The organism is Caulobacter sp. UC70_42 (assembly GCF_044056025.1).
Classification (GTDB): Bacteria; Pseudomonadota; Alphaproteobacteria; order Caulobacterales; family Caulobacteraceae; genus Caulobacter.
This window is the reverse complement of the sequence record NZ_CP171994.1, coordinates 3267744-3279995: the sequence shown is the minus strand read 5'-3', so window position 1 is coordinate 3279995 and position 12252 is coordinate 3267744. Positions and strand designations below refer to the sequence as shown.

At 68.0% G+C, this 12252-nt stretch carries 10 protein-coding genes and 1 pseudogene; 7 read left to right on the top strand and 4 right to left on the bottom strand.

Going from position 1 to position 12252, the window contains the following annotated elements; genetic code table 11:
- Positions 1-7 precede the first annotated feature (7 nt).
- The gene (locus ACHMW8_RS16285) at positions 8-790 is read right to left on the bottom strand and encodes an SPOR domain-containing protein (protein ID WP_395443115.1); all 783 of its coding nucleotides are present in this window, start codon (positions 788-790) and stop codon (positions 8-10) included.
- Between the two features lie 180 nt (positions 791-970).
- Positions 971-2155 carry a deoxyguanosinetriphosphate triphosphohydrolase gene (locus ACHMW8_RS16280; RefSeq protein ID WP_125156544.1) on the bottom strand — a complete coding sequence of 395 codons (1185 nt, stop codon included), beginning with the start codon at positions 2153-2155 and terminating at the stop codon, positions 971-973.
- Between the two features lie 88 nt (positions 2156-2243).
- Here ACHMW8_RS16280 and erpA point away from each other — a divergent pair, with 88 nt between their 5' ends.
- Positions 2244-2576 carry an iron-sulfur cluster insertion protein ErpA gene (gene erpA, locus ACHMW8_RS16275; RefSeq protein ID WP_395443114.1) on the top strand — a complete coding sequence of 111 codons (333 nt, stop codon included), beginning with the start codon at positions 2244-2246 and terminating at the stop codon, positions 2574-2576.
- A gap of 56 nt (positions 2577-2632) precedes the next feature.
- On the opposite strand, the gene ACHMW8_RS16270 is transcribed toward erpA, so the two are convergent.
- Positions 2633-3007 carry a hypothetical protein gene (locus tag ACHMW8_RS16270; protein ID WP_395443113.1) on the bottom strand — a complete coding sequence of 125 codons (375 nt, stop codon included), beginning with the start codon at positions 3005-3007 and terminating at the stop codon, positions 2633-2635.
- On the opposite strand from ACHMW8_RS16270, the gene xth reads away from it, so the two are divergent.
- The 3 genes from xth (at position 3007) to ACHMW8_RS16255 (ending at position 6852) form a co-directional block, all read left to right on the top strand.
- Positions 3007-3795: an exodeoxyribonuclease III gene (xth, locus tag ACHMW8_RS16265; RefSeq protein ID WP_395443112.1), complete on the top strand. Its 789-nt coding sequence runs from the start codon at positions 3007-3009 to the stop codon at positions 3793-3795. The two genes, ACHMW8_RS16270 and xth, sit on opposite strands and share 1 nt — an antisense overlap.
- A 54-nt stretch (positions 3796-3849) precedes the next feature.
- A complete protein-coding gene (locus ACHMW8_RS16260; RefSeq protein WP_395443111.1) occupies positions 3850-4770 on the top strand; it encodes a hypothetical protein in 921 nt (306 codons plus the stop codon).
- Between the two features lie 114 nt (positions 4771-4884).
- Entirely contained in the window at positions 4885-6852 is a 1968-nt protein-coding gene (locus tag ACHMW8_RS16255) for a potassium transporter Kup (protein WP_395443110.1), read from the top strand.
- Between the two features lie 7 nt (positions 6853-6859).
- On the opposite strand, the gene ACHMW8_RS16250 is transcribed toward ACHMW8_RS16255, so the two are convergent.
- Complete coding sequence (locus ACHMW8_RS16250; protein ID WP_395443109.1) at positions 6860-7795, bottom strand: Gfo/Idh/MocA family protein; 936 nt, start codon at positions 7793-7795, stop codon at positions 6860-6862.
- A 115-nt stretch (positions 7796-7910) separates the two neighbouring features.
- Here ACHMW8_RS16250 and ACHMW8_RS16245 point away from each other — a divergent pair, with 115 nt between their 5' ends.
- From ACHMW8_RS16245 to mdoH, 3 genes and pseudogenes are all read left to right on the top strand, one after another.
- Entirely contained in the window at positions 7911-8960 is a 1050-nt protein-coding gene (locus ACHMW8_RS16245; RefSeq protein ID WP_395443108.1) for an NADP-dependent oxidoreductase, read from the top strand.
- A gap of 35 nt (positions 8961-8995) precedes the next feature.
- A complete protein-coding gene (gene kdsA, locus ACHMW8_RS16240) occupies positions 8996-9847 on the top strand; it encodes a 3-deoxy-8-phosphooctulonate synthase (protein ID WP_395443107.1) in 852 nt (283 codons plus the stop codon).
- Between the two features lie 369 nt (positions 9848-10216).
- A pseudogene (gene mdoH / locus ACHMW8_RS16235) lies at positions 10217-12207 on the top strand (glucans biosynthesis glucosyltransferase MdoH).
- The last annotated feature ends 45 nt before the right edge of the window (positions 12208-12252 follow it).

The window sequence follows — 12252 nt, the reverse complement described above, 5'->3', positions numbered from 1 at the left end:
TAGCTCCTTACTTGACGAAGCAGGACTTGCCCGAGGCCGAGATCGCCTCGCAGAAGGCCTTGGCCGCCTCACGCGAAGCGAAGCCGGTCACCGAGGTGCGGTAGAGCGTCGTGCCGTTCTTGTCGATCGCCTCGACCTTCTTGCCCTTGCCGGCGGCCAGGCCCGGGGCGAGGCGCGTGGCGTCGGTCCAGGCCTTGTCCGCCAGGGCCGGAGACGACAGGGCGCCGATCTGCACCATGGCGGGACCGCTCGATGCGGTCGCGGGGGTCGCGGCGACCGGCTTGGCGGGAGCGGCGGCGGCGAGTTGAACCGGCTTGGGCGCCGGCTTCTGGGCGGCGGCGGTGGCCAGGGATTCGATGGTCGGAGCCGGGGCCGCGGTCGGCGCGGGCTTGGCGGCCGGCAGGGCGGCGGTCTGCACCGGGGCGCTGGCGACCGGCGCGACCGGACGGGCCTGCGGCGTCTCGGGCGGCGCGGCGAAGGTGGCCGAGGGCTGCGGATCCTCGTTGTGGTAGATTTGCAGGCCCGCGGCCGGGTCCTGCGGCTGGCTGCCGGCCGGCGGCGGGGTCTTCATCTGGGCCACTTCGGTCCCGACGGTCTGCGGCGGATCGTTCGGGTTCCGCACGCCGCCGCGATAGACCAGGATCACCCCGACGACGAGGGTCACCAGCACCACCGCGCTGATGATCAGGGTCATGGGCAGCGGGCGGGCGCCCCGCACGGGCTGACGCGCGTCGAACGACAACGGCGCGTCGGTGGGCGGCGTATAGGCCCCGCGGTGCGGATCGGACATCTCGGCTAGGCTCCAGATACTTTCGGGCGTCCAAACAAGGGCGCACGGGTCGAACGCATCGAATCAGACGCGCGCGACCCTAGGTTACCCAACGGCGGCCCGTCCAAGAAGCGTCCGCCCCGCTCAGGTGGCAGACGATCGGCCGCTCGCGCCCACGTTCCGGATCCCTGGCCCCAAGGCCTAGTTCCAGACGTCCAGGTGGAACAGCTTGCGGTGTTCTTCTATCGCGAAGCGGTCGGTCATGCCCGCGATGTAATCGCAAACCACGCGGGCGCGGCCGGCTTCGTCGCGGTTCTGCGACTTGGCGAACCAGATGGTCGGCAGGACCTCCGGCTCCTTCAGGAATAGCGCGAACATTTCGCCCAGAATACGGCGGGCCTGGCTGCGGGTGCGGTTGACGCGCCAGTGGCGGTACATGCGTTCGTGCAGGAAAGCGCGCAGGCGAGCCAGGTCCTCGGCCATGTCGGGCGAGAAGGCGACCAGGGCGTGGTCCAGCGCCCGGACATCGTCGGCCGAACCGACGCCGGTGGCCGCCGCGCGCTGCAGCGTCTCGCCCATCACGTCGTCGATCATCGCGCCGATCATGCGGCGGATGGCTTCCAGGTGGGTCAGGCGCGGGTCGAGATCGGGGCGCTCGCTCTTCACGGCCGCCAGGATCGGGCCGATCAGCGGCACGTCCATCAGCTCGTCCAGGGTGAACAGGCCCGCGGTGACGCCGTCGTCGACGTCGTGGTTGTTGTAGGCGATGTCGTCGGCCAAGGCCGCCACCTGGGCCTCGGCCGACGCCCAGGTGTTCAAGCCGAGGTCGTATTCGGCGTCGTACTTCTGGATCGCCTTCCAGGACGGCTTGCCCAGCTTGTTGGTCACCGGACCATTGTGCTTGATGATCCCTTCCAGGGTCTCCCAGGTCAGGTTCAGCCCGAGAAAGTCCGGATAACGGTGCTCCAGTTCGGTCACGACCCGGAAGGTCTGGACGTTGTGGTCGAAGCCGCCGTAGTCCTTCATCTGCAGTTCGAGCTCGTCCTCGCCGGCGTGGCCGAACGGCGGATGGCCGATGTCATGGCCAAGAGCGATGGTCTCGGCGAGGTCGCTGTCCAGGCCGAGCGCCGTGGCCAGCGAGCGCGCCACCTGCGCCACCTCCAGCGAGTGGGTCAGGCGCGTGCGGAAGTTGTCGCCCTCGTGGGCCACGAACACCTGGGTCTTCTCCTTCAACCGGCGGAAGGCCGAGGTGTGGATGATGCGATCGCGATCCCGCGCGAACGGCGTCCGGGTGCGGCTCTCGTCCTCCTTGAACCGGCGGCCCCGCGACTTGAACGGATCTTCGGCGTAGGGGGCGCGCGGAACGAAGTACGGGGTCGAGGTCATGAACCGCCTTTATCGCGTTGGACGATTTGGCCCCTTCCGTAGAGGCCGCGTCACCCTCATATAGGCTCAAGGTGACTTTTCCACAGCCATGACCCAAGTAGACTTAACGCTTTCCGAAAACGCCGCTCGTCGGATCAAGGCCATCGCCGCCAGCGAGGGCCGCCCCCTGATGCTGCGCGTCGCCGTCGATGGCGGCGGATGCTCCGGCTTCCAGTATCGCTTCGATCTGGTCGACGCCGTCGGGGACGACGACCTCAAGGTCGAGCGCGACGACGCCGTGGCCCTGGTCGACGTCGTCTCCCTGGCCCTGCTCAAGGGTTCGGAGATCGATTTCGTCGACGAACTGGCCGGGGCGGAGTTCCGCGTCCGCAATCCGAACGCCAAGTCCAGCTGCGGCTGCGGGGTCAGCTTCTCTATCTAGCGAGCGCCTTCAGGCGAACTGGCCTCCGGTTCGCCACCCGGAAGGCGCCACAAGACCTAAGCCGGCACGAACTGCAGCAGGGTCAGCGTCAGCGCGCCCCAGGCCAGCGGCGCGGCCATGGCGGCCCACGCCAGGGACGTCTGCCCCTTGCGCCACAGGATCCAGCCGGCCAGCGGAGCCAGAAGGCACACCACCCAGAACAGCGCCGCGAAGCCGAAGCCCAGCCAGGCGATCGGATTGAGCACATTGCCCGCCCGGTCGAACACCAGCGGCGTGAAGATGGCCAGGATCGCCCCGACGCCGGCGAAAGCCAGGCACGCGCCGGTCGCCAGCACCATCAGCGCCAGCTGTCTCCGATCGATGGATTTGCCTGCCGGCTTGAGCGCGACCTTCATGGGCTCTAGCCTCCCGCCGCAGTCTGGAGCCGTCAATGCGTATCGCCACCTGGAACGTCAATTCGATCAACGCTCGCCTGGAAGGCGTGTTGGCTTGGTTCGAATCGGAAGCGCCCGACGTGGCCGTGCTGCAGGAGATCAAGTGCGTCGACGAGAAGTTCCCGGCCGAGGCCTTCGAGCGGCTGGGCTACAACGTCGTCGTCCACGGCCAGAAGACCTATAACGGCGTCGCCCTGCTCTCGAAGTTCCCGGTCGAGGACGTCCGCAAGGGCCTGCCGGTTCTGTCCGAGGACGAGGTCGACGAGCAGTCGCGCTATATCGAGGCGGTGATCGCCGCGCCGGTCCCGTTCCGCGTGGTCGGCATCTACCTGCCCAACGGCAATCCGATCGGGACGGAGAAGTTCGACTACAAGCTGGCCTGGATGCGCCGCCTGCAAGCTCACGCCCAGGGCTTGCTGGCTTTCGAGGAGCCGCTGGTCATCCTGGGCGACTACAACGTCATCCCCGAAACCGAGGACGTGGCCAATCCCGAGGCCTGGCTCGGCGACGCCCTGTTCCAGCCCGAGAGCCGCGGCGCGTTCCGGGCGCTGAAGAACCTCGGGCTCACCGACGCCTACATGCAGGTCGACGGCGCGCCGGGCGGCTACACGTTCTGGGACTACCAGGCCGGCGCCTGGCCCCGGAATCTGGGGATTCGCATCGACCATCTGCTGTGCTCGCCCCAGGCCGCCGACCGCTTGACCGATGTCGTCATCCACCGCGACGAGCGCGACAAGGAAAAGCCGTCCGACCACGTGCCGGTCGTCGGTCACTTCCGCGACTGAGGCTTCATGGCCCCTCTGTCCGGGAATCAGGACTCTCGATAGCCTGGGCTCACTATGAGCGAACTCGCGCGTCTTTTGCTGTTCGTGGCCATCGCCGGCTCGGCGGTGACGTTCCTGGGCAGCCTGGCCATCTGGTACGGCGACGAGGACCGGCGCCTGCGCCGGGCCCTGCGCCATGTGCTGAAAAGCGACCCGGAAGGCTTCATCGTGGCGCGCGGCCGGGGCCGGGGCGCCGGCTTCTCGTTCTCGACCAACCTGCTGGCCGTGGCCTGGGACCGAGGCGCCTGGTGCCTGATCTATCGCCTGGAAGAGCTGATGGGCGCCGAGCTGCTGGTCGACGGTCAGGTGATGGGCCGCGTCTTCCGCGGCGAAGGCCGCCGCGCCATCGACCATGTCGCGCCCCAGGCCCAGTCGGTCACCCTACGCCTGATCTTCGACGATCCGCGCCATCCCGACTTCGCTCTCGAGCTCTGGGCGCCCGGCGACGAGCAGCGCCGTGAAAGCCGCTCGCCGGGCGAGCTGGTGCAGGAGGCCAACCGCTGGCTGGCCCGTTGCGAAGCCATCGTCCGCCGGCCACTGCCGCCGCGCCCCGTGAAGCCAGAGGGCGCTCCGGTAGTCGCCGCCCACACCGCGCCGCCGCCAGAGCCGCCCGTGTCCTTCGATCACGACGAAGACGACGAGGACGATTTCCGCGCGCCACCGCCCCTGCCCGACACCCCGCCGCCGCTTGCTCGACGCTCTTCGTTCGACGACGCCCCGCGCGCCGCGCCGGCGCGGCCGGTTTCGCGGCCGACGGCTCCAGCTCCCGCGCCAAGGCCGCTTGTCGAGCCCGACATGTTTGACGATCCGCCGTGGGACGACGCGGACGACGAGCCCCCCGTCCCGCCCGCGGCCCCGACCTACAAGCCCGTTTCAAAGGCCCGCCGCGACACCGCCGCCGACCAGGACGAGTTGCCCTTCGATCTCGACGACTGATCACGCCCACGGGAACGGAATGCCGATCTGTCGAATTTCGATTGCTGCGACGCGGCGACAAGCGTAAATCGCCGCCGCCGGACGTGAGCCGGCGCTTTGGAGCTTCGAGCTTGCATGGCGGGTAAAGACCCCCTCGCCGCGTCCGACTCTGCCACCCCGACAACTCAAGCTTCCCACCACGGCCACGCGGCGTCGCGTTTCTGGGCTTTGGCGCTGGGCAGCGTGGGCGTCGTGTTCGGTGACATCGGCACCAGCCCTCTCTACGCCTTCCGCGACGCGCTGGAGGAGGCCGCCCGCGACGGCCTGGTCCGTCCCGAGATCATGGGCGTGCTGTCCCTGGCGCTGTGGGCGCTGATCCTGGTCGTGACGGTCAAGTACGTCCTGTTCCTCATGCGCGCCTCCAACAAGGGCGAAGGCGGGGTGCTGTCGCTGATGGCGCTGGCCCAGCAGGGCGCCAAGGGCCGCACGGGCCTGATCTTCGCCCTCGGCGCCATCGGCGCGGCGCTGTTCTATGGCGACGGCGTGATCACCCCGGCCATCTCGGTGCTGTCGGCGGTCGAGGGCCTGAAGTCGGTCCGCGGTTTCTCCGGCTGGTTCGGCACGCAGGAGGTGATCGTCACCAGCCTGGTGATCCTGACCGCCCTCTTCGCGTTCCAGGCCAAGGGCACGGCCAAGGTGGCGGGCATCTTCGGTCCGATCATGGTCTGCTGGTTCCTGTGCCTGGGCGCTCTGGGCGTATGGCACATCAAGGACGACCCCAGCGTGCTGGCGGCGATCTCGCCGACCTACGCCATCTATTTCCTCGCCCATCACGGCCTGACCGGCTTCCTGGTCATGGGGGCGGTGTTTCTGACGGTCACCGGGGCCGAGGCTCTGACCGCCGACATGGGCCATTTCGGCCGTGGCCCGATCCAGATGTCGTGGTTCAGCCTGGCCCTGCCGATGCTGGCCCTGAACTATTTCGGCCAGGCGGCCCTCGCCTCGAAGGCGCTGGCCGCGGCCGAGGCCGCCGGGACCGCCCTGCCCAACGCGGACTGGTTCTTTCTCCTGGCCCCGCACCAGTGGCGGCTGGCCCTGGTGCTGTTCTCCGGGGTCGCCACCGTCATCGCCAGCCAGGCGGTGATCACCGGGGCGTTCTCCCTGACCCAGCAGGCGATCCAGCTGGGCCTCCTGCCGCGCATGGACATCAAGATCACCTCGACCACCGAGGCCGGCCAGATCTATGTCGCGCCGATCAACTGGCTGCTGTTCGTCGGCGTCGTCCTGGTGGTGCTGTCGTTCCGCTCGTCCAGCGCCCTGTCGCACGCCTATGGCATCTCGGTGACCGGCACGATGGTGGTCACCACCTTGCTGGCCTACATCGTCGTGCGCCACGTCTGGAAGTGGAGCCTGCTGGCGTCCCTGGCCCTGATCGTGCCGCTGTTCGCCCTGGACCTGACCTTCTTCGTCGCCAACCTGCTGAAGGTGCTGACCGGCGGCTGGGCCCCTCTGGCCCTCGGCGCGGGCCTGTGCCTGCTGATGTCGATCTTCGTCAGCGCCACCGAACGTCTGCGGACCAAGCTCAACAAGGACGGCCTGCCTTTCGCCGACTTCCGCGAGATGATCGCCCGCCGCCCGGCCGCCGCGACGCCCGGCACGGCGGTCTATCTGACCTCGGACCCGGAGACGACGCCGCCGGCCCTGATGCACAGCCTCAAGCACTTCAAGGTGCTGCACGAACGCAACGTGCTCTTGAAAGTGGTCAACGAGACCACGCCCTACGTGCCCGACGACCAGCGCATCGAGGCCAAGACCCTCGACGACCGCTTCTCGCTGGTCACCGTGCGCTACGGCTATATGGAAAGCCCCAACATCCCGCAGGCCCTGGCGGCGTGTCGCAAGCAGGGCCTGAAGTTCGACATCATGAGCACGTCGTTCTTCGTCAGCCGCCGCACGATCGTGCCGTCGGTGGGCACCGACGCCCTGCCCGCCTGGAAGCGCAAGCTCTTCACCTTCCTGACCCGCAACGCGGCCGATCCGACCACCTTCTTCCACCTGCCGCCCGGGCGCGTGGTGGAACTGGGCGCGCAGGTCAGCCTGTAGCGGCGGGTCAGCCCTCGACAGCCTGCTCGACCGCCAGCGCCAGGTCCAGCGCCCGGGCGGCCTCCTCGCCCGTCACGACCGGACGCGGAGCCTCGCCGCGTACGGCCGCGAGGAAGCCGGCGACCGACAGGCCCAGGGGGTCCTTGCCGGCCGGAGTCTCGGTGAAGTTCTCGATCAGCGGGAACGGCGTGGTGTTGCGGAAGGCGCGGGTGAGGAAGTCGATCTCGACCTCGCCCGAGGGATAGACAACCTTCATGGTCCGCTCGCGCGCCTCGGCGACGCGAGAGCTGTCGAACACGGCGATGAAGCCGTTCTCGAACATCGCCTCGACCTTCACCCAATCGAGCGAGGTCGAGCGGGTGATCCCCCCTTCGCCGTCCACGGTCATGGGCTGGGCCTCGCACAGGACCAGGGCGAGATCGATGTCGTGGATCATCAGGTCCAGCACCACCGAGACGTCGAGATTGCGGTCCGAAGGCACGCCCCGTCGCATGGCTTCCAGGCGCAGCGGCTGCTCGGGAATGTCCAGCAGACCCATGGCCTGGAACACCACCCGTTCCTGATGACCGCAGGCCAGCGGGACCCCGGCCTTGGCGGCGGCGGCGACCATCCGGTCGGCGTCCTCCGGCGTCACCGCCAGGGGCTTTTCACAATAGACCGGCTTGCCCGCCTTCAGCGCCTTCAGCGCCGCTTCGGCGTGATGGACGGCGGGGGTTGCGACAGTGACCACGTCAACGGCCGCCAGGAAGGCGTCCATGTCGTCGAAGCCGTTCGCGCCCAGCGGCTCGGCCAGGGCCTGGGCGCGCGACAGGTCGATGTCGAACACGCCGACCAGGGTGACGCCCTCCAGCTCGGCGTATTTCTTGGCGTGGTAGCCGCCAAACACGCCGGCGCCGATGACGCCCGCCCGAAGGGAAGAGGAAGGAGGCAAGGTCTGAGTCATGGCCCGCTGTCTACTCCGCTTCGGCGACGCTTAGAAGCACTGGAGCCTTCCGTAAGGACGCGCTAAACATTCGTTTGAATTAGCAACACTGGCCATGAGCCAGGGAGGAACGACCATGACCATCTCGCGCGAAATCCGCCTGAAGAGCCGTCCCGTGGGCGTGCCCAAGGTTTCCGACTTCGACCTGGCCACGGTCGAGCTGGCCGCGCCGGGCGACGGCGAGATCCAGGTGAAGAACCTCTGGATGTCGGTCGACCCCTATATGCGCGGCCGCATGTACGATCGTCCCAGCTACGTGCCGCCCTTCCAGATCGGCCAGGCCCTGCAGGGCGGCGCTATCGGCGAGGTCGTCGCCTCCAACGATCCCGACTTCAAGCCGGGCGATATCGTCAATTCGATGTTCGGCTGGCGCGAGGCGTTCAACGCCAACCCCAAGGCGCTGGCCGCCGCCGGCATGGGCGCGATCACCAAGATCGACACGCAAGGCGTGCCGCCCCAGGCTTTCCTCGGCGTCGCGGGGATGCCGGGCATGACCGCCTATGTCGGCCTGCTGAAGATCGCGGCGCTGAAGGACGGCGACGTGGTGTTCGTCTCGGCCGCCGCCGGCGCGGTCGGCTCGATCGTCTGCCAGATCGCCAAGCTGAAGGGCCACACCGTTATCGGCTCGGCCGGCGGCCCGGAGAAGGTCGCGTTCCTGAAGTCGATCGGCGTCGACCACGTCATCGACTACAAGGCCACGCCCGACGTCGTCGCCGAGCTGGCCAAGGCCGCGCCCAAGGGCATCGACGTCTATTTCGAGAACGTCGGCGGCGTTCACCTGGAGGCGGCGCTGAACTCGGCCCGTCCGTTCGCCCGCTTCGCTCTCTGCGGGATGATTTCGCAATACAACGAGACCGGTAAGGCCGAAGGCCCGTCCAACATCATCCTGGCCGTCGGCAAGAGCCTGCGCCTGGAGGGCTTCATCGTCTCCAACCACTACGACCTCTATCCGCAGTTCGCCAAGGACATGGGCGAGTGGATCAAGGCCGGGAAGATTACCTGGAAAGAGACCGTCGAAGAGGGCGTCGAACGCGCGCCGGACGCCTTCATCAAGCTGTTCTCGGGCGAGAACATGGGCAAGATGCTGGTGAAACTGGGCGAGTTCCCACCCCGCTCCTGGGCGTAGATGCGGCCTTCGCCTCTACGCCCTTGGAGATTCCCATGCCCGTCGCCCACCTCAAGCGCTGGAACATCGCGATCGGCGACGGCCAGCCGCTGGCCGTGATCGCGGGCCTGAACGTCCTGGAGAACCTGGACCTGGCGCTGGAGGTCGGCCGCGAGCTGAAGGCGGTCACGACCGAGCTGGGCCTGCCCTATATTTTCAAGGCCAGCTTCGACAAGGCCAACCGCTCGTCGATCAAGAGCTATCGCGGTCCGGGCCTGACCGAGGGCCTCAAGATCCTGGCCGAGGTCAAGCGTCAGCTGAACGTACCGATCGCCACCGACCTGCACGAGGTCGAACAGGCCGAACCGGTCGCCGCCGTCGCCGACCTGGTCCAGATCCCCGCCTTCCTGGTGCGCCAGACCGACCTGATCGTCGCCGCCGCCAAGGCCACCGCCGCCCAGCAAGGGATCATGCACGCCAAGAAGGCGCAGTTCATCGCGCCCTGGGACTGCAAGAACATCATCAGCAAGGCCCGCGAGGCCGCGCCGGACCTGGAAATCGTGCTGTGCGAGCGCGGCGCCTCCTTCGGCTACAACAACCTGGTGGTCGACATGCTGGGCATCGCCGAGATGCAGGCCCTGGGCGTGCCGGTCTCGATCGACGCCACCCACGCCGTGCAGCTGCCGGGCGCGGACCCTCGCACGGGCGGCGCCTCGACGGGCGGCCGCCGCTCCGGCGTGCCGATCATCGCCAAGGCGGCGGTGGCGGCCGGCGCCGACGCGGTGTTCCTGGAATTCCACCCCGATCCGGACAAGGCCCTCTGCGACGGCCCCAGCTGCCTGCCGCTGGACGGCGCGGCGGCGCTGCTGAAGACCCTGAAGGTTCTGCACGAGGTCGTGCGGGCCTGACCTCGCGGCTCCGTGATCGCGCGTGAGAATCCGGAGCCCAGGATCCGAAATGCCGCGCGGCGAGGCGCCTTTCAGCATCAAATCGGCGCTCGAAGGCGCTCCCGCGAGGGGGGAACGTGATGGTCTACGCGGCTAAGCTTGCGAACGGATTTCCAATGGCCAAGCTTCTCTTCCAAAATTTAAAGTCCACAGATTCAATTATTTATTGAAATTCCCCATATGAGCGAGCATCCCTGCTCCATACCGTCGCGGAGGTTTTTTCTCGCAACTGCGAAATTCGCGTGATTTCCGGTAGCGAATTTGTGATCGAGGTTTTACTCTAAGAGAGGTCGGCGGCTCTCCACGCCGAAACAGCCCGAGTTCCAAGACATGAGCGATCGCTCCAGCCTCTTCGACGTGCGCTCCTCCACGAGCGTGACCCTCGATCAGGTCGTTCGCCGTGAGACGGTGGAAATCCCCGCCGAGGCGCCGCTAGCCATGCCGGTTCAGCCGCTGGGCTTCTGGCAAGGCGGCTCGCGCCGCGCCGCCGCCCTGGTCGCCGACATGACCTTCCGCCGCTGGGTCGTGGCGCTGGCGACGATCGCCATGGGCTTCGCCGGCTGGAAAGCCACCTTCGACACCATCGCGCTCGGTGGCGTAACCCGCCTGGAAGGCGTGGTCCTGACCCTGCTGGCCCCGCTGTTCCTGGCCCTGTCGCTATGGTTCTGCACCGCCGTGGCTGGTTTCGTGATCCTGCTGGGCAAGCCCAAGGATCCGCTCGGCATCGACGGCGAGGCCCCGATGCCTAAGCTGCACACGCGCACGGCCATCCTGATGCCGGTGCACAACGAGGACGCCGCCGCGGTCTTCGCCCGCCTGCGCGCCATGGACGCCTCGATCGCCGAGACGGGCATGAGCCGCCACTTCGACATTTTCGTGCTCAGCGACACCCGCGACGCGCAGGTGGCCCTGGCCGAGCAGGCCTGCTTCGCCCGCTTCCGCCGCGAGGCCCACAGCAACGTCTTCTATCGCGTCCGCAAGGAAAACACGGGCCGCAAGGCGGGCAACGTCGCCGACTGGGTGCGCCGCTGGGGCAGCGCCTATGAGCATATGCTGGTGCTGGACGCCGACAGCCTGATGACCGGCGAGGCCATGGTGCGGCTGGCCGACGCCATGGAGCGTCACCCCGGCGCCGGCCTGATCCAGACCATGCCGATGATCATCAACGGCCAGACGATCTTCGCCCGCACCTTGCAGTTCGCCACGCGCCTGTACGGCCGTGTCGCCTGGACGGGCCTGGCCTGGTGGTCGGGGTCGGAGAGCTCCTTCTGGGGTCACAACGCCATCGTCCGCACCCGCGCCTTCGCCGAGACCTGCGGCCTGCCGCACCTCAATGGCCCCAAGCCCTTCGGCGGCGAGGTGATGAGCCACGACGCCCTGGAAAGCGCCCTGCTGCGCCGGGGGGCTGGAGCGTCCACCTGGCGCCCTATCTGGAAGGCTCGTACGAGGAGAGTCCCTCGAACCTGCTGGACTTCGCCACGCGCGATCGCCGCTGGTGCCGGGGCAATGTTCAGCACGTGCCGCTGATCGCCCTGCCCGGCCTGCACTGGATGAGCCGGCTGCACCTGGTGATCGGCGTGCTGAGCTACGCCCTGTCGCCGCTGTGGTTCATCGCTCTGACGGCGGGCGTCACCTCACGCGCCCTTATGCCTGAGCTGAAGAAGGCCGCCTTCACCATGGCCGACCTGCAGGCCGCGGCGCACGCCCTGATCGACTGGCGCGAAATCCAGGCCACCGCCTGGGCCATGATCATCACCTTCCTGCTGCTGTTCGGCCCCAAGATCATGGGCTCGATCCTGGTCTTCAGCCGCAAGGCCGAGATCAAGGGCTTTGGCGGCAAGCGCCGCGTCGCCGCCGGCCTGGCCGTCGAGATGCTGCTCTCGGCGCTCGTCGCCCCGATGCTGATGTTCACCCAGACCCGCGCCATCGTGGAAATCATGGCCGGCAAGGTCGGCGGCTGGGCCACCCAGCGCCGCGACGCCGACAAGGTCGCCTTCAAGGAGGCCTCTGCCGCCATGGGCTGGATTAGCGTCACGGGCCTGATCCTGGGCGGCGTGTTCTGGTTCACCCCGGACCTGTTCACCTCGACCGCCCCGATCCTGTTGGGCCTGGTCCTGGCCGTGCCGCTGACCATGCTGGGCGCCAACAAGATCGCCGGCCTGAAGGTCAAGACCAACGGCCTGTTCATGACCCCGGAAGAACGCCGCCCGCCGGCCATCGTCCGCGCGGCCCTAGGCAGCGCCTGCGAGCCGCCGATCCGCTGGTTCGCCCGCGACGGCCGCCCGATCGGCCCGACCACCCGGATCCGCGACGCGGCCTGATCCTCAGCTCAAACGCCGAGAGCCTGTCCGAAAGGACAGGCTCTT